This is a genomic window from Mesorhizobium sp. M0676 (genome assembly GCF_040320535.1).
Classification (GTDB): Bacteria; Pseudomonadota; Alphaproteobacteria; order Rhizobiales; family Rhizobiaceae; genus Mesorhizobium.
In genome coordinates this window covers 362,743-382,952 of record NZ_JAMYPU010000001.1, presented here as the reverse complement: position 1 = coordinate 382,952, position 20,210 = coordinate 362,743, and the positions used below count along the sequence as shown (strand labels likewise).

General features: G+C 65.0%; 19 protein-coding genes. 10 read left to right on the top strand and 9 right to left on the bottom strand.

Annotated features, from left to right (window positions below):
* The first annotated feature begins 297 nt into the window (after positions 1–297).
* Positions 298–1,893, top strand: coding sequence for a GMC family oxidoreductase (locus NKI35_RS01850; RefSeq protein ID WP_352738233.1), 1,596 nt, complete (start codon positions 298–300; stop codon positions 1,891–1,893).
* A gap of 216 nt (positions 1,894–2,109) precedes the next feature.
* Here NKI35_RS01850 and NKI35_RS01845 read toward each other — a convergent pair whose 3' ends face one another.
* On the bottom strand, positions 2,110–2,490 hold the full coding sequence (locus tag NKI35_RS01845; protein ID WP_023751374.1) for an endonuclease/exonuclease/phosphatase family protein: 381 nt from the start codon (positions 2,488–2,490) through the stop codon (positions 2,110–2,112).
* A 268-nt stretch (positions 2,491–2,758) separates the two neighbouring features.
* On the opposite strand from NKI35_RS01845, the gene rsgA reads away from it, so the two are divergent.
* Complete coding sequence (gene rsgA, locus NKI35_RS01840; protein WP_352738231.1) at positions 2,759–3,772, top strand: ribosome small subunit-dependent GTPase A; 1,014 nt, start codon at positions 2,759–2,761, stop codon at positions 3,770–3,772.
* A 60-nt stretch (positions 3,773–3,832) separates the two neighbouring features.
* Here rsgA and NKI35_RS01835 read toward each other — a convergent pair whose 3' ends face one another.
* From NKI35_RS01835 to NKI35_RS01805, 7 genes are read right to left on the bottom strand one after another with little or no spacing between them, the layout of a single operon-like run.
* On the bottom strand, positions 3,833–4,624 hold the full coding sequence (locus NKI35_RS01835) for a sugar isomerase domain-containing protein (protein WP_023700933.1): 792 nt from the start codon (positions 4,622–4,624) through the stop codon (positions 3,833–3,835).
* Positions 4,625–4,661: 37 nt separating this feature from the next.
* Positions 4,662–5,432 (bottom strand): GntR family transcriptional regulator, encoded by a 771-nt coding sequence (locus NKI35_RS01830; RefSeq protein WP_023683130.1) that lies wholly within the window; start codon positions 5,430–5,432, stop codon positions 4,662–4,664.
* Positions 5,429–6,304, bottom strand: a complete 876-nt coding sequence (locus NKI35_RS01825; protein ID WP_352738228.1) for an ROK family protein — start codon at positions 6,302–6,304, stop codon at positions 5,429–5,431. The genes NKI35_RS01830 and NKI35_RS01825 overlap by 4 nt, the downstream gene beginning before the upstream one ends.
* A complete protein-coding gene (locus tag NKI35_RS01820) occupies positions 6,301–7,041 on the bottom strand; it encodes a PIG-L deacetylase family protein (RefSeq protein WP_352738226.1) in 741 nt (246 codons plus the stop codon). Before NKI35_RS01820 ends, NKI35_RS01825 begins: the two co-directional genes overlap by 4 nt.
* A complete protein-coding gene (locus NKI35_RS01815) occupies positions 7,038–7,895 on the bottom strand; it encodes a carbohydrate ABC transporter permease (protein ID WP_352738223.1) in 858 nt (285 codons plus the stop codon). The genes NKI35_RS01820 and NKI35_RS01815 overlap by 4 nt, the downstream gene beginning before the upstream one ends.
* Positions 7,892–8,824 carry a carbohydrate ABC transporter permease gene (locus tag NKI35_RS01810; RefSeq protein WP_352650423.1) on the bottom strand — a complete coding sequence of 311 codons (933 nt, stop codon included), beginning with the start codon at positions 8,822–8,824 and terminating at the stop codon, positions 7,892–7,894. The genes NKI35_RS01815 and NKI35_RS01810 overlap by 4 nt, the downstream gene beginning before the upstream one ends.
* Before the next feature lie 49 nt (positions 8,825–8,873).
* Positions 8,874–10,148, bottom strand: coding sequence for an extracellular solute-binding protein (locus tag NKI35_RS01805; protein WP_352538989.1), 1,275 nt, complete (start codon positions 10,146–10,148; stop codon positions 8,874–8,876).
* 316 nt (positions 10,149–10,464) lie between these two features.
* On the opposite strand from NKI35_RS01805, the gene NKI35_RS01800 reads away from it, so the two are divergent.
* The 3 genes from NKI35_RS01800 to NKI35_RS01790 are packed head-to-tail and all read left to right on the top strand — an operon-like array spanning position 10,465 to position 13,507.
* Positions 10,465–11,757 carry an ABC transporter substrate-binding protein gene (locus NKI35_RS01800; protein ID WP_352738220.1) on the top strand — a complete coding sequence of 431 codons (1,293 nt, stop codon included), beginning with the start codon at positions 10,465–10,467 and terminating at the stop codon, positions 11,755–11,757.
* Positions 11,757–12,647, top strand: coding sequence for a carbohydrate ABC transporter permease (locus NKI35_RS01795; protein WP_352738218.1), 891 nt, complete (start codon positions 11,757–11,759; stop codon positions 12,645–12,647). The genes NKI35_RS01800 and NKI35_RS01795 overlap by 1 nt, the downstream gene beginning before the upstream one ends.
* Positions 12,644–13,507: a carbohydrate ABC transporter permease gene (locus NKI35_RS01790; RefSeq protein ID WP_023804639.1), complete on the top strand. Its 864-nt coding sequence runs from the start codon at positions 12,644–12,646 to the stop codon at positions 13,505–13,507. Before NKI35_RS01795 ends, NKI35_RS01790 begins: the two co-directional genes overlap by 4 nt.
* A 6-nt stretch (positions 13,508–13,513) precedes the next feature.
* Here the strand turns inward: NKI35_RS01790 and NKI35_RS01785 are convergent, their stop codons facing one another.
* Entirely contained in the window at positions 13,514–14,698 is a 1,185-nt protein-coding gene (locus tag NKI35_RS01785) for a Gfo/Idh/MocA family protein (RefSeq protein WP_352514036.1), read from the bottom strand.
* Between the two features lie 86 nt (positions 14,699–14,784).
* Between NKI35_RS01785 and NKI35_RS01780 the strand changes: the two genes are divergently transcribed.
* From NKI35_RS01780 to NKI35_RS01760, 5 genes are all read left to right on the top strand, one after another.
* Positions 14,785–15,672, top strand: coding sequence for a MurR/RpiR family transcriptional regulator (locus NKI35_RS01780; protein WP_352498316.1), 888 nt, complete (start codon positions 14,785–14,787; stop codon positions 15,670–15,672).
* A 79-nt stretch (positions 15,673–15,751) separates the two neighbouring features.
* The gene (locus tag NKI35_RS01775) at positions 15,752–16,534 is read left to right on the top strand and encodes an SDR family oxidoreductase (protein ID WP_352514037.1); all 783 of its coding nucleotides are present in this window, start codon (positions 15,752–15,754) and stop codon (positions 16,532–16,534) included.
* Entirely contained in the window at positions 16,531–18,066 is a 1,536-nt protein-coding gene (locus NKI35_RS01770; RefSeq protein WP_352738216.1) for a mannitol dehydrogenase family protein, read from the top strand. Before NKI35_RS01775 ends, NKI35_RS01770 begins: the two co-directional genes overlap by 4 nt.
* A gap of 22 nt (positions 18,067–18,088) precedes the next feature.
* On the top strand, positions 18,089–19,003 hold the full coding sequence (locus NKI35_RS01765) for a sugar phosphate isomerase/epimerase family protein (protein WP_352514039.1): 915 nt from the start codon (positions 18,089–18,091) through the stop codon (positions 19,001–19,003).
* A gap of 77 nt (positions 19,004–19,080) precedes the next feature.
* Positions 19,081–20,115, top strand: coding sequence for an ABC transporter substrate-binding protein (locus NKI35_RS01760; protein ID WP_023704174.1), 1,035 nt, complete (start codon positions 19,081–19,083; stop codon positions 20,113–20,115).
* The last annotated feature ends 95 nt before the right edge of the window (positions 20,116–20,210 follow it).

The following is a 20,210-nucleotide window of genomic DNA, read 5'->3' as shown; positions in this document are numbered from 1 at the left end:
CTCGAAACCTCCCGATTGAATTCTGTTCCGCCCGGCATCTTGCGCGTGGAGCGCGGCCGGGACCTCCTGGTGAGGATCGTCAAGCTCCTCCACTTGTACGACAACCCTTCAACACGATAACCATACCCTTTCTCTTGACGCGGCACAAGCGACTTGAGATCGTCGCGCGCAAGAGGAAGGGGCGGTGATCACCGCTGGCAGGAGCTTGATCCCTAGAAGTGGGAACCGGTTTTCTCGGACAAACGGGAAACCGTTTTGTCCGGAGATCTTGCTCCCAAAAGAGAGCCTGGAGTGGAAATGGCGGATTACATCATCGTCGGCGGCGGCTCGGCCGGCTGCATTCTGGCCGCGCGGCTGAGCGAGGACCCGGACGTGTCCGTCGTGCTGCTCGAGGCCGGTCCGCCCGACACCGACCGCTACATCCATTTGCCGGTCGGCTTCTTCAAGATGACGTCGGGGCCGCTGATCTGGGGCTATGACACCGCGCCCGGCAAGGAGATCGACGGCCGCACCATGGTCTATCCGCAGGCGCGTGTGCTCGGCGGCGGCTCCTCGATCAACGCCCAGGTGTTCACCCGTGGTTGCCCGCAGGACTACGATGGCTGGGCGACCGACGATGGCTGTGCCGGATGGAGCTATGCCGACGTGCTGCCCTACTTCGTCCGCTCCGAGGGCAACGACACGTTTGCCGATGCGCAGCATGGCATTGACGGCCCGCTCGGCGTCTCCAGCGGCGCGCCGCATCCGCTGACCCGCATCTTCGTCAAGGCGGCGCAGCAGGCGGGCCTTCCTTTCCGCGCCGACTTCAACGCCGGTGAGCAGGCGGGCGCCGGCTTCTACCAGACGACGACGCGTCGGGGGAAACGCTCGAGCACGGCGGTCGCCTATCTGAAGCCGGCGCTCGGCCGCAAGAATCTGACGCTACGCACCGACGCCTCGGTCAGCCGCATCGTGGTCGAGAACGGCCGCGCCATCGGTGTAGAGATCATCGTCAATGGCCGCACCGAACTGCTCCGCGCCGAGCGCGAAGTCATCGTCGCCGCCGGCGCCATCGGCTCGCCGAAATTGCTGATGCTGTCCGGCATCGGCCCGGCCGTGCATCTCGGCCATCACGGCATCGAGGTGGTCCACGATTCCAAAAACGTCGGCCAGAATCTGCACGATCACATGGACGTCGATGTCGTCGCCGAGCTCAACGGACCGCACGGCATCGACCGTTACAAGAAGAAGCGCTGGCAAGCGGTCGCCGGTCTTGAATATGCGCTGTTCGGCAAGGGGCCGGTGGCCTCCAACATTGTAGAGGCCGGCGGCTTCTGGTGGGGCGACCGCGCGGAGAAGACGCCGGACATCCAGTTCCATTTCCTGCCCGGCGCCGGCGTTGAGGAAGGCATCGGCTCGGTTCCCGGCGGCAATGGCTGCACGCTGAACTCCTACCATGTGCGCCCGCGTTCGCGCGGCAGCGTCACGCTCAAGTCCGCGGACCTGCGCGATGCGCCCATCATCGACCCCAACCCGTTCGCCGAGCGCTATGATCTCGAACGCGCCATCGACGGCATCGAGATCAGCCGCGAAATCCTGTCGCAGCCAGCCTTCGCCAGATACATCAGCCGCGAGCATCTGCCCGGCAAGGCGATGCAGGGGCGCTCAGCACTCGAAGCCTTCGCCCGAGAACATGGCCGCAGCGCCTATCACCCAGTCGGCACCTGCCGGATGGGCGGCGATGCCGACAGCGTCGTCGATCCCGAGTTGCGCGTGCGCGGTCTGCAAGGCCTGCGTGTCTGCGACAGCTCGGTCATGCCGAGCATCGTGTCGTCCAACACCAACGCGGCCGTGGTCATGATTGCGGAGAAGGCTGCGGATCTGATTGCGGGGCGAACGCTGCCGGTGGCGTAAGCAGGACAATCGCATGTGGTGGCGCCACGCGATTGCCCTGCCTTGAGCACCTGTCGCTGAGCGCATAGCACTCGAACCGCACTAAAAACGACAGCCTCCCGCAGCGCCTTCAACCGACGCTTGCGCAACCCACCAACCGACCGGAAACCCCCGGTTGCGGGCTCGTTGCCGACGCCTGCGCGGGGATGTGAAAGCGCTTTTGCGCCAGTTCCGCGATCACACCATATGAACCGATCCAAGCTCTGCTAGCTTGTGGGCGTGGGACTTGTCCCGCTTTGGCCGGTGCTTCAGGCAACCCCATCCCAACCCCCCGCCCCCTGTGGCGCCGGCCATCCCCCTCCCTTCTGCCAGGCTTCCCGACCTGCCATCCTCAGCCGTCCTTGCCAACTTCGAGGTCGACGACGAGGCTTGATGCGTTGCATGCAAATCCAAACCATCGGGCAGCGTATCGAGGAATTTCACATCGGCTGTCTGGATGACCTCCTGAAAGGCGACCAGATCCGGGTCGAGCCGCCCCAGCTCCCGGTTGATGGCCGCCAGGCGCTCCGGTTCGCCTTCCGTGTTGCAGACATTGAGAGTAACGAGGCGTAAGCGCATAGGATTTTTCCTCAATGTTGAACGACCCTCGACGCACGCGACGCGGATAGGTGCCACGATAGGGTTCCGTGTCTGGTGACGTTCAGCGAACCACCGCCTCGATGCGTTCCACGCGGTGCGCGAAACGGCTTGGCCATCGGCGCGGTTCGGCTTGCCAAATGCCGCCATGCCGCCCATACACGGCTTGAACAACCGCCCCGAGGGTCCGCGCCCATTTTGCCAAAGGATACTCTCCGATGTCTGTGACGCCGTCCCCGTGGTCAAAACCGTGACGGCTTCCCTCGCAAGCCTGGGCTGGACGGATTTCTTCGGCGACCAGCTTGAAGCCGATGAGGCAGACCTAGTGCCGACGCGCATCGCCTCGGTGCACCGCGACCGCCTCGCCGGCCTGTCTCTGTCAGGGCCAGTGGATCTGACGCTGCCGGCCAATGCCAACACCGGCGACTATGCCGTCGGCGACTGGGTGCTGGTCGAGCCGCATACACATCTGCTGCGCCGCCGCCTGACCCGCAAGACGGTGCTGGAGCGCCGCACACAGGGCGGCAGGGTGCCGCAGCTGGCCGCGGCCAATGTCGACACGCTGTTCATCGTGACGTCCTGCAATGCCGATTTCAACATCGCCCGGCTCGAGCGCTATCTGGCGCTGGCCAACCAGGCCGGAACGACGCCGGTGATCCTGCTGACCAAGGCCGACACCGCTGACGATGCCGAGAGATACCAAAGCCAGGCTGCCGCCCTTCAGCGTGGTTTGCCCGTAGTGACGCTGAACCCGCGCGTCGCCGATGCCGCAGCGGCGCTTGCTCCCTGGTGTGGCGCGGGGCAGACGGTGGCGCTGGTCGGCTCCTCCGGCGTCGGCAAATCGACGCTGGTCAACACGCTGGCCGGAGCGGCGCAGCAATCGCCGCAACAGACTGCGGGCATTCGCGAGCACGATGCCAAGGGTCGCCACACCACCACGGCGCGGTCGCTGCACCCCATCGCCGGTGGCGGCTGGGTAATCGACACGCCGGGCATGCGCACGCTGCATGTCAGCGACGTCGCATCCGGCATCGACACGCTGTTTGCCGAAATCACCGAGCTCGCACCGCTGTGCAAGTTCCGCGACTGCACCCATGTCCACGAACCGGGCTGCGCGGTGCAGGCTGCGTTGAAGGCGGGTACGCTCGACCCTGAGCGCCTTGCCCGCTGGCGCAAGCTGTCGGAGGAAAACCAGGGCAACACGCCGGTTCAGAGCGGCCCGCGCGGCAACAAATCGCCTGCCGGGCGCCCGAAGCGGCGTTGAGAGGATAGGAATTGCGGAACGAGACGTCGGAGGCCCGGCATGTGCCGGGCCTCCCTTTTTTCACTCTCCGCGCATCGTTGCCTGGAAGGTCGGCAGGTGCTTCTGCTGCGCCTCCAGCATGCGCTCGCGGTAGACGCCATAGATGACGTCGGTGTCGTGCAGCGTCACGCCGGCAATGGTCGGCGAGGCGAAGACCGGCAGTTCGATGCCGCGCTTGGCGAGCTGCTCGGCGGTGCGCGCGATCAGCTCATGCGCGAGGATCATGGCAAGCACCGTCGATGAGCCCGACACCGGCCGGCTCCAGCCCTCGACCGGCACGATGGCGTCCTCGATCGGCGAACAGGTGTCGATGACGAGGTCGGCGGCATCCGCCAGCCGCTTGCCGGAGGAGTGCGTCGCCGGCTTGTCCAGATTGTTCTTGCTGGTGACCGCGACGACGAAGATGCCGCGCTTCCTGGCGTATAGCGCGGTGTCGATGCCCGACGAGTTGCGGCCGCTATGGCCGAAGATGATGATCGAATCGCCCTTGTTGAGCGGCTGGTGGTCGAGGAATTTTTCGGCGTATTTTTCCGTACGCTCCAGCCACAAAAGCTCGCGCACGCCGCCGGCGCCGAGCACATTGTGCCACATCACGCGCGGGTCGGTCAGGGGGTTGAAGCCGACATAGCTGCCATAGCGCGGAAACACTTCCTGCACCGGCAGCACCGAATGGCCGGAGCCATAGAGATGTACCAGCCCGCCGCCCTCGAGCGAGTCGGCAAAGCGGCTGGCAGCCTGGCCAAAGGCCTCTTCATTGGCTTTCGCAGCCTGGTCGATGAGGGCGGCGAGACGGTGGATGTAGAGATCGGACACGCGGGTACTCCTGTTTGATGTGTCGGTCTGGAATGGATCAGCTTCTTGGGTTCAGCGGCACGCGTCCGGCGCGCAGCGTCGAGCGGATTTCGTAGCGGTCGCCGCGCATGATCGAGACGGTGAATTCGAACGGGCCGCGCTCGTCGGTGGTGATGCGTTCGACGACGAAGGCCGGGCTGCCGACGGCGAGGTCGAGCAGTTCGGCGTCCGCCGCGCCGACCGCGCCGACCCGGTAGTTCTCCCGCGCGGCCACCGGCACGATCCCGTAATGGCGCTCCAGCGCCTCGTAGAGCGAGCCCTGCAGCAGGCCGGCATCGAGGAAGCCCGGCACGCGCACCGCCGACAGCTGCGCCGTCTGGATGCCGATCGGCTCGTTGTTGCCGAGCCGCAGCCTGCGAATGCGCACCACCGGATCGCCCTCCTCGATCTCCAGCGCGCCGGCAGCCGCCGCATTGGCGGTGGTCAGGCTGCAGTCGAGCAGGCGCGAGCCCGCGACCACGCCCATATTGCCCATCTCCTGGGTAAAGCTGGTCAGCTCACGCGTGCCGGCGACCAGCGTGGTCGAGCGCACGAACGTGCCGCGGCCATGTTCGCGCCTGAGCAGCCCGGCCTCCTCGAGATTGCGCAGCGCGTGGCGCAGCGTGATACGGCTGACGCCGAACAGGGCGCACAGCCTGTCCTCCGCCGGGATCTGGTCGCCCGTTGCCCATTCGCCGCTCTTGACGATGGCGCGGATCGCCTCTTCGACCTGATACCAGAGCGGCTCCGGCCGTCTGCGGTCCGGCTGCTGAAAGCTTGCTTCGCTCATCGCACCTGCCTCCACCCTTGCCCAACGGCGCCGGCCAGCGCCGCGCCGACGAGGCCGGCGCGGGGACCGAATTTTCCGGGCTTGACGTCGATGCCGCGCAGATGCGGCGGCAGTTGGCATCGCAGCGCTGCAAGCAGCGGCGGCCGGATCACATCCAGCGCCTCCGCCAAACCACCCGAAATCAGAACCGCTTGCGGATCGAGCAGCGCGACAGCGCCTGCAAGCGCGGTGCCGAGCTGTCGCGCCGGCAGTTCAAGCAAGGTGAGTGCGGCCAGTTCGCCGGCCTGGGCAGCGGCGATCAGCTGGCGGCCGTCGGCAAGGCCGATCTGTCCAGTAAGGGCATCAAGCGCCCGGCCCGACGCGACGCGCTCCAGCCAGCCGCTGCGCTCCTCGCCATGATCTTTGACGTCGGCGCAGGCCCAGCCGAACGAGCAGGCGCCGCCATGCGCGCCGGCAACGATGCGGCCATTGGCCAGCACCGCCGAACCGATGCCGGTGCCGATGGCGAGCAGGATCGCATCCGACATGTTTTTCGCACTGCCTTCGACAGCCTCCGCCAGCAGCGCAATCTGCGCGTCATTGCCGAGCGCTACGCGCAGTTCGGGAAACAGCGGCTGGATATCGACGCCGTCGAGGAACGGCAAGTTGGGGATCCAGCGGCAGATTGAGCCCTCGACCAGACCCGGCACCGCGATACCAAGCGCTGAGACCGACCCGGCCTCAGCGCACAGCGCGTCGATGCGCGCAATGAAGGCACCAAGGGTTGCCGGCGCCGGCTCGCTGCCCAGCGCCTCCAACGCACCGACATCGCCCGTAGATACGGCGGCGCGCAGATTGGTGCCGCCGAGATCGATGGCGAGTACCCGCCTCATCGACCGGACCCTTTGCCGAAGGGGAGCGAGAACAGGCCGCTGCCGGCATTCCACGAATGCGACGCCGCCGCGAAGGCCTGCGCATGGCGCGTGCCACGCAGGCAGCCGCGCAGCCGGTACAGCGAACTGTAATAGTCGACATAGGGGAAGCTGCTCAGGCCGCGCGCCAGCTCATACTCCATGACCGCGTCGCGCCAGGCCTCGAACCCGTCGCTGACATCGACGAGATGCTCGGGCCGGAAGCCGTCATCGTCCTCCCAGTTCTCGCCGAACAGCAGCAGTTGCGGCGTGTGCGCCGGATGGTCGCTGGCAACGGTCGGCAGTCCGGCGAAGAAGATACCGGTCTTCGTCAAATGCGCGGCGGCGCGATGGTCCTTGTGCCAGCTGCCATGCCAATGGGTGATGACGATCTCGGGTTTCAGCTCGCGAATGATGTCGCCCACTTCGAGCGCCGTCTGATCGTCTGTGGGCAGGAAGCCGTCGCGCAGGCCAAAGCCACGCATGATGACGCCGAGCCGCTCCGCCGCGCTGCCCGCTTCCTCTTCCTTCTGCACGCAATAATGCGCGGGAACCAGGTACGGATGGCCCTGCTCACCCATGGTCAGATGCAGGAAGGTCACCGTGGCGCCGCGCTTGACGGCAGCGGCCGCCAGCGGCCCGGCCATCACCTCGGCATCGAAGGCGTGCGCGCCGACCACCAGGATGGATTTCGCCGCATAAATTCTGTCTTCGATCATCTCATGCCCCCTCCGGTGCCCACGCCTTCGCGAATCTGGCGCGCCAGCAGACAATACATGATCAGGATGGGCGCCATGGATATCACCAGCGAGGCGAACACCAGGCCCCAGTCGGTGCGGAACTGGCCGACGAAGACGCTGATCGCCAGCGGCACCGTCTTGTAGCGGTCGTCGAAGATGAAGATCAGCGGGAAGAAGAAATCGTTCCACACCGCGATCGCTGTGAAGATGGCCACGATCGACACCGCCGGCTTGACCATCGGCAGGATGATCTGGAACAGGATGCGGACCTCGCCGGCGCCGTCCATGCGCGCCGCCTCGTCCAACTCGGAGGGCAAGACGCGCATGAAATTGGCGAAGATGAAGACGGCGAAGGGAATGCGGATCGCCGAATAGACCAGGATCAGCCCGGTCAGCGAATCCAGCAGGCCGAGATTGCGCATCAGCGTGAACAGTTCGACCGAGGCCAACCGGATGGGCAGCATGATGCCGGACAGGAACAGGCCGAGCATGATGGCATTCCAGCCAAGCTTGTAGCGGCTGAGCGGATAGGCGGCCATCGCCGAGACGACGATGGTGAGGATGACGGCGCCGCCCGTGACGATCAGGCTGTTGATGAAATTCTGGCCGAGATCGGCGCGCGTCCAGGCGTTGAGGAAATTGTCGAAGGCAAAGCTTTGCGGCAGGCCGAGCCTGTTGTCGTAGATCTCGGCCGTGGTCTTGAAACAGGAGACGATGAGGATGTAGAGCGGCAACAGCACGGCCGCCGTCCAAACGACCAGCACCGTCCAGCCGGGCAGCCGCGCCAGCTGCCGAGAGATGGCCGGTCTTTGCGAAATCGCCAGCGCGCTCATAGCTGCACCGTGCGGCGGTCGAAGAAGCGCAGCATCATGAGCGTGCCGATGCTGAGGATCAAAAACAGCACGGTGCCGAGCGCCAGCGCCAGACCGATATCGGTGATGCCGACAGCACCTTCCGCCCCGAAGGCCAGCCGGTAGAAGTAGGTCACCAGCGTGTCGGTCGAATAGCTCGGATTGCCCTGCACGCCCTGCATGACATAGACGATGTCGAACTGGTTGAAGGTGTTGATGAACGACAGCGTCGTCAGCGTGCCCAGCGCCGGCATCAGCAGCGGCAACGCGATCGAGAACAGCATGCGCGCATTGCCGGCGCCGTCAAGTTTTGCCGCCTCGAAAATCTGGCCGGAAATCTGCCGCAGACCTGCCGTGTAGATCAGCACCGGCAGGCCCATCCAGTTCCAGGCATCGACGGCGATCAGCATGGCGAGCGCGGTGTGGCTGTTGCCGAGCACGGTCAGGCTGCCCTGGTGCAGGCCAAGCCCGTTCAGCGCCCATTCGACGACGCCGCCCGGTGCCAAAAGCAACCGCCACAGCGCGCCGACGATGACCGGGCTCAGCACCGCCGGAAAGAAGAACACCGACTGGAAGAAGGCCGCACCCTTGTCGCGCAGGAACAGCAGCCAGGCGAACAAAAGGCCGAGGCCATTTTGGAAGACCATGATGCCGAAGAACCAGGCGGTGTTGTGCCACAGCGCGCCGTAGATCCGCGCGCCGCTGGGGAAAACGAACAGCCTTGAGAAATTCGACAGGCCGGCGAACTCGACCATGCGCAGCCCCTTCCAGACGAAGAAGCTGCCCCAGAGCGACATCCCCAGGGGATAGAGGACGAACAGCGCATAGACCGCCAGCGCCGGCAGGATGAACAGCACGGCCATGCGCTGCTGCGTGCGGCGAAGGCTGCTGGTGCGGCGAAGGGTGCTCATGCGCTTTTCTGGTCCGTGAGTGACCGGCCGCTTTTGCGACCGGCCGCGCCTACTGCTTCGGCTTGAACCAGGTGGCGACCGCGGCCTGCATGTCGGCCGCTAGCTTCTCCGGCGCGATGTTGCCTTCGACCATGTCGATGATCTCCGACTGCAGCACCGAAGACGCCGTCGGCGACTGCCAGCGGAAGCCGACCAGCGTCAGATACGGCGTCGAATTCTTCGCCATCTCCATCATCGAGGCCAGCACTGGATCCTTCACCGTCACATCCGTGCGGGCCGGCGGCCAGCCGAGCTCGTCGGCGAACATCTGCGCGAACTCTGCCGAAGCCATGAAGCCCAGCACCTTGGTCGCGGCTTCCTTGTTCTGGCTCTCGGAGACCAGGCCATAGGAGCCGTCGGAGAAGGCCGAGGTGTAGAGTTTTGCCGCGGCATCGTCGGCGGGGAACGGGAAGATCGAGAATTTCAGCTTCGGGTTCTGCGCCTTGAAGCTGCCGTTCTCGAACGAACCGCCGAGGAACATCGCCGCCTTGCCGCCGATGAACTGCTGCGTGGCGGTGGTGTAGTCGATGCCGGCGAAGCCGTCGGGGAAATACGGCTTCAGCTCGGCGAAGCGCTTCAGCGCCGCCACATAGCGCGGATCCTCGAAGGTCGCCTTGCCGCTCATCATCTCGTCGTAGAATTCAGGACCATAGACGGTCGGGCCGACGACGCCGACGGCGATCTCCAGTTCCCAGGCCGAGCCGTTGGCGCCGCCGGTGGCGATCGGGGTGATGCCGGCCGCCTTCAGCTTCTCGCAGACGGCGGTGAAATCCTTGTAGGTCTTGGGGATCTCGATGCCCTGGGCGGCGAAGATATCCTGGTTGTAGAAGACGCCCATCATCGGCACCGAGTAGGGCACGCCGTAGAGCTTGCCGTCGCTGCGGCCGCGCGCGCCGCCAAGCGCCGCGTCCTCCATGTTCTTCAGCTCCGGCACGCTGTCGTCCAGCGCGTCGAGATAGCCGGCCTCGACGAAGGGCTGCAACTCGCCATAGGCCTTGAGCTGGGCGATGTCGGGCCCGCGGCCGCCCCGCAGCGCCGTGCTCAGCCGGTTCTGGTAGTCGGCATCGGGCGTGAACTGGATGGCGACCTTGATGCCGGGATTCTTCACCTCGAAGGCATCGAAGATGCGGCGCATCGCGGCCTCGTCCTCGGTGCGCCAGCTCCACAGCGTCACCGTGCTGTCGGCGGCTCGCGCCGGCAATGAGGCGAAGACGCCGGCGCAGGCGGCGGCAAGGCCGCCGATCAGCCCAAGTGCTGCGCGCCGGTGAAGTGAAAGCATGCTCATTGCCAGTCTCCCATTGTTCTCTGTCCTTGGCGTCCCGCGGCGTTTCCGTGCCGTGAGAAGTCATTGGTTAGGCAAAAGTCATTATAACGACATAGCGGTATTCGCAAGAGGTCTGCTACGCCTCAGGAATGGCGGCGTTGGCCCGCTCACGACATTGCAGTACCTGCATCCATTTGTTACCTAACGATAAATATCCACATTCCAGCGCCGCAAAGAAATCTGTAACCGTACCATGTGAGACTTTTTCGCTAGCAAGCCCTTGCGTCGCCGCGCTGACTTGTCATAACGTCATTGTGACCAATAGGGAGGATGAGGAATGTCGTTTGCCTGGACGTCGAAACTGGCACTGGCCGCAGGCCTCGCCATCCTGCCCGCCACGGCCTGGGCGCAATCGGTCAACATCTCCTATCTCACCCACTGGTCGCCGGAAACGGTGGCGCTGCTGGAAGCGGCGGCCAAGGATTATGCCAAGACCAATCCGGATGTCAGCGTCACCGTGCGTGCCGTCCCCTTCGGCGACCTCCTGACCACGCTGCGCTCGCAAGGCGGCGGCGCGGACGGTCCGACGATCGGCGGCATTTACGATCTCTGGTTGCCGGAACTGGCGCGCGACAAGCTGGTCGCGCCCGCTCCCGATGCGGTGGCCAGCGAGGTCAAGGCCGCCTGGCCGGCGGGCATCACCAGCGCCGCCTCGGTCGGCGGCACGCTCTACGGCATCCCCAACGAAATCGACGTCTATGCGCTGAACTACAACAACGCGCTGTTCAAGCAGGCCGGCATCGCGGCGCCACCCAAGACCTGGGACGAATTCAAGGATGCGGCGAAAAAGCTGACCAACAAGGATGCGGGACAGCAAGGCTTCGGCATGATCAATTCATGGGCCGCCGGTGTCGTTCATCCCTTCGCCTCGCTGCTGGTCTCCAATGGCGGCGACCTGGTCAAGGACGGCAAGCCGGTGCTCGACAGCCCGCAGGCCGCGGAGACTTTCGAGCTCTATGAAGACCTGATCAAGTCCGGCGCCAGCGTGCCTTCGATGGCGACAGCCGACGCCAACACCACCGGCCCCTTCCTCGACAATTTCGTCTCCGGCAAGACCGGCATGATCATCATGGCCAATTGGTGGGAGAGCGCACTGAAGGCCGGCATGGGCGACAAGTTCGCCGACATTGCAACGGCGCCGCTTCCCGTCGGCCCGAGCGGCGACAAGCCGCATTCGATATCCTACTCCTGGATGACCGTGGTCAACGCCAATGCAGGTGCCGCCGAGCAGAAGGCGGCGTGGGACTTCCTCGCCTGGCTGAACAATCCAAAGTCCGGCAAGAACGGTGCTTCCGCGATGTCGGATATCCTGATGTCGATGGGCATCCTGCCCTCACGCCTCTCCGACATCGAGGCGCACAAAGACAAGCTCGGCTCGGAATTCCTCTCCGGCTATGTCAGCGTGCTCACCGATGCCAAGCCGTTCCCTGTCGTGCCCGGCGGCCAGGAATTCTCGGAATCGCTGCAGCAGACGCTCGAGGCGTTGCAGTATGGCCAGGTCTCAGCCAAGGATGCGCAGGCGACGGCGCAGGCCGACGCCATTTCGATCCTGGAGCGCGCCGCCAAGTAATGATTCAGAGGTACCGTGCCTCGGCGGGCATCATGCTGGCGCCCGCCGTGACGCTGATCGGCATCTTCATCCTGTTGCCGATGCTGCTCACCGTCTGGCTGTCGTTCCAGGACTGGTCGACGCAGACGCCGTTTTCCAGCGCCAGCTTCGTCGGCCTCGACAATTTCCGCGAGATTATCGGGGCCACCTCGATCGGCCGCGACTTCAAGGCCGCGCTCACGAACACAGCCGTCTACACCGCGCTCTCCGTCGTCCTCATCCTGCCTCTGTCGGTGGCCTTCGGCCTGATGGTCTACCAGCAGGATATGCCCGGCGGCACGGCGCTACGCACGGTGCTGTTTGCCACCTACATGGTGCCGATGATCGCGGTGGCGCTGGTCTGGTCGAAGCTTTATTCGCCGAGCGAAGGGCCGCTCAACCAGATGCTCGGCCTGATCGGCATGGGACCACAGCCCTTCCTGTCGTCGCCGCGCTCGGCGCTGGTCTCGATCGTCTTCCTCAATGTCTGGCAGCAGGTCGGTTACTTCACCGTCTTGGCGATCGCCGGGCTGACGCAGATCCAAGGCAGCCTCTACGAGGCGGCGAAGCTCGATGGCGCCAACCGCTTCGAGCAGTTCCGCTTCATCACGCTGCCGCTGATGCGGCGCACGCTGTTGTTCAGCGCCGTCATCGCCATCATCAACGCCGTGCAGGTGTTCGAGCCGGTTGCCCTGATCACGCAGGGCGGGCCGGTCGGCTCGACCAATGTGCTCACCTACCACATCCGCCGCGTCGGCATCGAGCGTGCGCAGGGTGGACTGGGTTCGGCCATGGCGGTCATGCTGATGCTTTCGCTGATTGTCGTCGTCTGCGCGCTGTTTGCCTTCGCCAACCGGAAGAACGACGAATGAGCGCGGGATCGTCGAGCCGGCTGTCGCGCCGGCGCCCGTCCGGCCACAAGGCGCTGCTGGCGACGCTGATGCTGCTGGTCGCCGTCGCCTCGGCCTTCCCGCTGGTATGGATGGTGCTGTCGAGCCTCAAGACGCCGGCCGAGAGCATGCAGGTGCCGCCGGTGTGGATCCCCCTTACGCCGAGCCTCGACGCCTATGAGAAGGTGTCGGGCGTCGTCAATGTCGGCCGCTCGATGTGGAATTCTCTGGTCATCGCCTCGATCACCACCGCCGGCATCCTGCTGACCAGCATGATGGCCGGCTACGCATTCGCCAAATACCACTTCCCCGCCAAGTCGCTGCTGTTTTCTGTGCTGATCGCCACCATGTTCCTGCCGCCGATCGTGACGTTGATCCCGCTCTATCGCCTGGTCGGCTCGATCGGCCTCAACGCCAGCCTCGCCGGCATCATCGTGCCCAATCTCGCCAATGCTTTCGGCATCTTCCTGATGCGCCAGTTCATCTCCGGCGTGCCCGACGAGCTCATCGACGCCGCGCGCATGGACGGCGCCTCGGAGTTCTTGATCCTCTACAAGATCGTCGCGCCGAGCGTCGCACCCGCAATCGCGGCTCTGGCCCTCTTCGCCTTCGTCTATCACTGGAACAGCTATCTGTGGCCGCTGACCGTGCTGCAGGGCAATGCCGACGCCTATCCGATCGTCATCAGCTTGAGCCGCTTGCTCAGCTACAACAGAGGTGCGGTCAACACCGGCTTGGTGATGGCCGGCGCGACGCTGGCCGTGCTGCCGCCGCTCATCCTGTTCGTCTTCCTGCAGCGCTTCTTCGTCGATTCCATCGTCGGCTCGGCGATCAAGGGATAGCTCGCCTCACCCGAACCTTGCCGCCGTCCAAGCCCCGCCCGCAGCATTCGACTCCACCGCCGCCGCCACAAACTTCACCCCGCGCGCGCCATCGACGACGTCGGGCACCTGTGCCGCGCGCGCCGGATCAACCGACCCGCCCGAACGGTGCGCGTGAATGATGTCGGCGGCGTCGCGGTAGAAATTGGCGAAGGCCTCGATATATCCCTCCGGATGCGCCGCCGGCATGCGCGACACGCGCTGGCTCTCAGTGGTCGAGCCATGGCCGCCGCGCACCAGCGTGCGGGTCTCCTCGCCGTACATGGAGAAGCGCAGTTCTTCCGGCCGGCCGCCCGACCATTCGAGCCCGGCTTTGTCGCCATAGATGCGCACCGAGAGATCATTGTAGTGGCCGGGCGAGGTCTGGCTGGCGAGGATCGTGCCGCGCGCGCCGCCCGTCCAGCGCACCAGCACATGCGCATTGTCGTCGAGCCGGCGTCCGGGGACGGCGGTGAACAGATCGGCCGACACCGCCTCGGCCTCACAGCCGGAGATATAGCTTGCCAGGTTGAAGGCATGCACGCCGATATCGGCCAGCACCGCCGACTGCCCGGCGCGCGCCGGATCGGTGCGCCACTCCGCCTGCTTCTGGCCCTCGGCGTCGATCGGCTTGGTCAGCCAGTCCTGGATGTAGGCGCCATGCACGGACACGATGCGGCCAAGCGCGCCCGCCGCCACCATCTCGCGCGCCTGGCGGACCATGGCGTAGCCGGTGTTGTTGAGCGTGACGACGAAGCGTCGCTTTTTCTCCCGCGCCAGCGCCACCAATGCTTCTGCGTCGGCCAGCGTCGTCGACAGCGGCTTGTCGCAGATGACGTCGATGCCGGCCTCGAGAAAGGCCGTGGCGATCGGCGCGTGCAGATGGTTGGGCGTGACGATGACCACCGCCTCGATGCCGTCCGGCCGCGCCGCTTCGGCTCGTGCCATGGCGCGATAATCGGCATAGCTGCGCTCGGGCGCGATGCCGATCTCGGCGGCCGAGGCGGCGGCGTTCTCCGGGTTCGACGACAGCGCGCCGGCGACCAGTACGATCTGGTCGTCCAGGCGCATGGCCAGCCGATGCACGGCGCCGATAAAGGCATTGCGACCGCCGCCGACCATGCCGACCCTGAGCCGCTTGCCCGCCGATCCGTCCGATGTTGCGTAGACCATTTTCAAGCTCCTCCCGGCAGACCGCTTTCGAACATCATTTCCAATTTTCATATTGTAAAACGATCGTATCGCGCTAGCCTGAAATCATGAGTGGGGCAAGCAAGGCATCCGGACGGTCCAGCACCGACGAGGCGGCGACGCGCAAGCGCGGACGCTCGCTGGCCGCGCTTGGCTACATCCAGCCGCAGACCTATGAGGAGCTACGCGCGGTGCTGTCGTCGGGCACGGTGCATTTCCCCAAGCGGCTGCGCCAGGTGGCAATCTTCCTTTGGCAGCATCCGAGCGACGTCGCGCTCGGCACCATCGCGCAGGTTGCGGCACAGGCCGGCGTGCAGCCCTCGACGCTGGTGCGCTTTGCCCAGATCTTCGGCTATTCCGGCTTTTCCGATTTCCAGGGCCTGTTCAAGGAGCACATCAAGGGCTCATGGCCGGAAGGGCGCGGCGAACCGCGCACCGAGACCGAGCCAAATCTGCATTTCCTGCACGGCATGGTCGGCGCATCGCAGGCCTCGCTGGGCCGCATCGAGACCGGCTTCGACGTCGAGAGTTTCGACAAGATGGTGGCGCTGCTGGCGGCGGCCGAGCTGATCTATGTCATCGGCTCCAAGCGCGCCTTTCCCGTCACCGCCTATCTCTCGCTGACGCTCTCGCAGCAAGGCGTGCGCAACGTGCTGGTCGACAATGTCGGGTCCTCCGCACTCGACCAGATCGGCTGCATCGGCGGCCGGGATGCCGTGCTCGCTGTCTCCTTCAGCCCCTACAATTCGATCACGCCCGATCTCGTCGCGGTGGCGCATGAGCGCAAGGCGCGTATCGTCACCGTCACCGACAGCACCTTCAGCCCGCTGATCCCGCTCTCGGACAGCTGGCTGGAAGTGGTGGAATCCGACTTTGCCGGCTTCCGCTCACTGGCGGCCTCGCTCGCCGTTGGGATGGCGCTGGTCCATGGCGTGGCGGCGCGGCGCGGCGAATGAGGCGTCACTGGTCCAATTGACTATCGGGAATTGTCGTTCCATATTTCTCAAAATAGAAACTTTATTCCCGGGAGGAGGAATGGAGATCCGGCTTGACGGCAAGGTGGCTCTGGTCACCGGGTCGACGCAAGGCATTGGCCTCGCCATTGCCGAGACGCTGGCGCGTTCCGGTGCCGAAGGATTGGTTATTACCGGACGCGACAAGTTGCGTGGCGCTGAGGCGGCTGCGGCAATTTCGAGAATGGGCACTCCCACCGTCATCGTGCCTGCGGACCTCTCGGACCCTGCCACACCGGCTCGGCTGGTGGAATTTTGCGTCTCGCATTTCGGCCGCATCGACGCTCTCGTCAACGCCGCCGGCCTAACCGACCGCGCCTCCTTCCTCGACGCCAGCCTCGACGACTGGGCGTCACTGTTTGCCGTCAATGCGCGCGCGCCCTTCTTCTTGATGCAGGCAGCCATCGCCGACATGAAGAAGCGCAGTCAGGGCGGCGCGATCGTCAACATCCTGTCGATCAATGCCCATTGCGGCTCGCCGGAGCTTGCCGTCTATTCCGCCACCAAGGGCGCGCTGGCGACGCTGACCAGGAACGCCGCCAACGCCCACCGTTTCGACCGCATCCGCGTCAACGGCATCAATGTCGGCTGGACCGACACGCCGGCCGAACGCATCATGCAGGCGGAGACATTGGGCAACGGCCCCGGCTGGCTCGACAAGGCCAACGCCGCGCAGCCTTTCGGCCGGCTGCTGACGCCGAACGATATCGCCAGCCTCGCCGTCTTCCTGCTCTCCGACGCGGCCGGCCCGATGACCGGCGCGGTCATCGACCAGGAGCAGGCGGTGATCGGGGCCAACTGGTGAGCGCCTCCACCGAAACGCTTGGGCCGGCGCTGCTCGACCGCTTGCCGGCCTCGGTCCAGACACCGTCCTATGACCGTACGCTCCTGGCGCCCGGCATAGCGCATCTCGGCGTCGGCGCTTTCCATCGCTGCCATCAGGCCGAATACACCGACGATCTCATCTCGCTGCGCTTCGACCGCTGGGGCATCGTCGGCATCAACATCCGTCCGCCCAGCCTTGCCGACACGCTGGGACGGCAGGGCGGGCTCTACACAAGGCTGATCCGCGAGAACAGCCACATCGAGGCGCGCGTCATCGGCAGCATCGTCCGGGTGGTCGACAGCCAGGAGAGTGCGGCACCGGCGCTCGGCGTGCTGATCTCACCCGATATCGAGTTGGTGACGATGACAGTGACCGAAAAAGGCTATTGCCACGTCCCGTCCAGCGGCGAACTCGACCTTGGCCATCCCGACATCGTCCACGACCTCGCCAGCCCCGAGACGCCACGCAGCGTCCCCGGCCTGTTGGTGCGGGCGCTGGAGCAGCGCAGGGCCACAAATGGGCGGCCGCTGACACTGCTGTCCTGCGACAACATTCCGGCCAATGGCGTTATCCTAGCCAATGTCGTGCAGACCTTCGCCAGGCAGCGCGGCAATGGCTTGGCCGCGTGGATCGCAGCCAATACCGCCTTCCCTTCGTCAATGGTCGACCGCATCGCGCCGGCGGTGACGCAAGATGACATCGATAGTGTCGAACAATGGTTCGGCTACCACGATGCCGCCGTCGCTGTCGGTGAGCCGTTCCGGCAGTGGGTGATCGAGGAAAAATTCGCCGGCCGCATGCCGCGCTGGGATCTGGTCGGCGCCACCTTCGTCGACGATGTGACGCCGTTCGAGCATCTCAAGATGCGGGTGCTGAACGGCGCCCAGACGACACTGGCGACGCTCGGCGTGCTGGCCGGGCTCGAGCACACATCGGACGCCATAGCCAACCCGCTGCTGTCGGACTTCATCCGGCGCATGCTGGTCGAGGAGACGCTGCCGACGCTGATGCCGGTATCCGGCGTCCTGCCGCTTGCCTATGTCGAGCAGAGCCTTGCCCGGCTGAAGAACACCGCGATCCGCCACCGCAACCACCAGGTCGCAACCGACGGTTCGCAGAAGATCGTCCAGCGCCTGCTCAACCCGATCCGCGACCGGCTCGCAATGGGCCAGAGCATAGGCCTCCTGTCGGTGCCGGTCGCCGGCTGGATGGCCTATCTCATCCATGCTTCCGCACGCTTCGGCAAACGCTGGCCGGTGTCGGATCCCTATGCCGGCAAGGTCGCCGCGATCGCCGATGCGACCGGTCACGATGCCAGCGCGCTGGTGTCCGCCATCCTTGCCATCGACGGGATATTCGACCCCGGCCTTGCCGCCGACGATACGTTCCGCGCGGCCGTCACATCGGCGCTGGGCGACCTGCTGTCGGACGATCCGATGGCGGCTGTCCGGCACAGTCTCGAACAAGATGAGGTCGCGAGGTTGAAGCGATCCAAACAATCGGCATTATAGTCGTCGGGTCTAGGGAGGCAGAATGAAACTTGGAGTTCTTACAGCACCGTTTGCGGAGACGCCGCTTGGCGAGGTCGCCGGCTGGGCGCACTCGGCCGGCTTCGAGGCGCTGGAAATCGCCTGCTGGCCGAAGACCTCCGGCCCGACGCGACGCTATGCCGGCACCAGCCATATCGATGCCGCTTCCACCTCGCCCGCGCAGGCCAAGGAGATCGTCGCTTCCCTGACGGAGAAGAAGCTGACGGTCTCTGGCCTCGGCTACTACCCCAACCCGTTGCATCCGGACCCTGCCCATCGCGAGGCCGTCATCGGCCATCTGAAGAAGGTCATCGTGCTGGCCGCCAATATGGGCGTGCCGGTGGTCAACACCTTCTGCGGTGGCGATGCCTCGAAGACCGTCGACGTCAACTGGCAGGACGCGCTGAAAGTCTGGCCCGAGACCGTCGCCTATGCGCGCGATCACGGGGTAAAACTCGCCTTCGAGAACTGCCCGATGATCTTCAGCTATGACGAATGGCCGGGCGGGCACAACATCGCCTATTCGCCGCTGGTCTGGCGGCGCATCCTCGAAACCTGGGGCGGCGAGGTCGGCATGAATTTCGACCCCTCGCACCTGGTCTGGCAAATGATCGACCAGGGCCGTTTCATCCGGGAGTTCGGCCCCTACATGCTGCATGTCCACGCCAAGGATTTGATGATCGATCATGATGGTTTGTATGAGCGCGGAATCCTTTCCGCCGGGATAGGCTGGCAGGTGCCGCGCATGCCGGGATTGGGCGATGTCGACTGGAGCGGCTTCTTCTCCGGCCTCTACCGCGCCGGCTATGACGGCTCGGTCATCATCGAACATGAGGACAGGCGGTTCGAAGGCAACGACGATGCGGTGAAGCGGGGCTTCCTGCTCGCCCGCGACGTGCTGCGTCCCTTCGTCAAATGACGAGGCAATGACTTGGTCCGATCCTGCCGAAGGGTCTGGCCCTGAGACGAAAAACAACAATGTGGAGGAGTACTGACATGAAGAAAATACTGACCATGGTCCCGTTGCTTGCGGGCGCTGCCTTGCTGGCATCGATGGGCGTGTCGTCGGCCGAAGCCAAATATACGATCGGCATTTCCAACACCGTGCAGGGCAATGGCTGGCGCGAGGAAATGGTCTGCGCCATGAAGGCGCAGGCGCTGGCTTCGGGCGAAGTGACGAAGCTCAACATCGCCCACCGCAACACCGATGCCGCCGGCCAGCTCGAAGACATCCGCAATCTGATCAGCGCCAAGGTCGACGCCATCGTCGTCAACCCCGCTGATCCCGCCGGCATCAAGGCGGGCCTGGAAGAAGCCACCAAGGCCGGCATCGTCGTCGTTGCCGTCGACCAGGCGGTGACCGAACCGTCGGCCTACATCATCTCCAACAACCAGGAACAGTATGCCTATCTCGGCGCCAAATGGCTGTTCCAGCAGATGGGCGGCAAGGGCGAAGTGTTCTACATGCGCGGCGCCGCCGGCGCCTCGGCCGACAGCGATCGCGACAAAGGCTTCAAGAAGGCGCTGGCCGAAAACCCCGGCGTGAAGGTGGCGCAGGAAGTCTTCACCGGCTGGCAGCAGGATCAGGCCAAGCAGCAGATGCTGTCGTTCCTGGCCACCGGCACGCCGTTCAACGGCGTGTGGACGTCGGGCATCGACAACGTCATCGTCGACGCGCTGGTCGAATCGCAGGCGCCGCTGGTGCCGGTGGTCGGCGCCGACAATGCCGGCTTCGTCGGCCAGCTGAGCTCGGTGAAAGGTCTCGTCGGTGCAGCCGTCACCAACCCCGGCTCGATCGGCGGCGCGGGCGTGACGCTCGCGCTGCAGATCCTCGACGGCAAGAAGCCGGCGCAGCAGACCGTGCTGGTCGACCCGCAGCTGTGGGACAACGCCACCGACGAAGGCAAGGCCAAGCTGAAGGCAGCCGCCGACCCGTCGCTCAGCCCGGAATGGCCGGTCTCGATCTCGATCCCGGAGTGGACGACCTACACGAAGGAGCAGATCGTGGCCTGCAAGGGGCCGGGGGAGTAAGCCTGGTTTGAATGAACTGGCGAGGACGGCGAACGGCCGTCCTCGTCACACAGACTAGCGCTCTGCGGCGCCCCCTCTGTCCTGCCGGACATCTC

Bases quoted from the DNA above. Each gene is read 5' to 3' on its own strand.
- NKI35_RS01830 (WP_023683130.1), bottom strand. From the start codon at position 5,432: ATGAGCGAAGCAAGCTTTCAGCAGCCGGACCGCAGACGGCCGGAGCCG.
- NKI35_RS01765 (WP_352514039.1), top strand. From the start codon at position 18,089: ATGAAACTTGGAGTTCTTACAGCACCGTTTGCGGAGACGCCGCTTGGC.
- NKI35_RS01795 (WP_352738218.1), top strand. From the start codon at position 11,757: ATGATTCAGAGGTACCGTGCCTCGGCGGGCATCATGCTGGCGCCCGCC.
- NKI35_RS01785 (WP_352514036.1), bottom strand. From the start codon at position 14,698: ATGGTCTACGCAACATCGGACGGATCGGCGGGCAAGCGGCTCAGGGTC.
- NKI35_RS01775 (WP_352514037.1), top strand. From the start codon at position 15,752: ATGGAGATCCGGCTTGACGGCAAGGTGGCTCTGGTCACCGGGTCGACG.
- NKI35_RS01810 (WP_352650423.1), bottom strand. From the start codon at position 8,824: ATGAGCACCCTTCGCCGCACCAGCAGCCTTCGCCGCACGCAGCAGCGC.
- NKI35_RS01820 (WP_352738226.1), bottom strand. From the start codon at position 7,041: ATGATCGAAGACAGAATTTATGCGGCGAAATCCATCCTGGTGGTCGGC.
- NKI35_RS01800 (WP_352738220.1), top strand. From the start codon at position 10,465: ATGTCGTTTGCCTGGACGTCGAAACTGGCACTGGCCGCAGGCCTCGCC.
- NKI35_RS01850 (WP_352738233.1), top strand. From the start codon at position 298: ATGGCGGATTACATCATCGTCGGCGGCGGCTCGGCCGGCTGCATTCTG.
- NKI35_RS01845 (WP_023751374.1), bottom strand. From the start codon at position 2,490: ATGCGCTTACGCCTCGTTACTCTCAATGTCTGCAACACGGAAGGCGAA.
- NKI35_RS01825 (WP_352738228.1), bottom strand. From the start codon at position 6,304: ATGAGGCGGGTACTCGCCATCGATCTCGGCGGCACCAATCTGCGCGCC.
- NKI35_RS01790 (WP_023804639.1), top strand. From the start codon at position 12,644: ATGAGCGCGGGATCGTCGAGCCGGCTGTCGCGCCGGCGCCCGTCCGGC.
- NKI35_RS01805 (WP_352538989.1), bottom strand. From the start codon at position 10,148: ATGAGCATGCTTTCACTTCACCGGCGCGCAGCACTTGGGCTGATCGGC.
- NKI35_RS01780 (WP_352498316.1), top strand. From the start codon at position 14,785: ATGAGTGGGGCAAGCAAGGCATCCGGACGGTCCAGCACCGACGAGGCG.
- NKI35_RS01815 (WP_352738223.1), bottom strand. From the start codon at position 7,895: ATGAGCGCGCTGGCGATTTCGCAAAGACCGGCCATCTCTCGGCAGCTG.
- NKI35_RS01760 (WP_023704174.1), top strand. From the start codon at position 19,081: ATGAAGAAAATACTGACCATGGTCCCGTTGCTTGCGGGCGCTGCCTTG.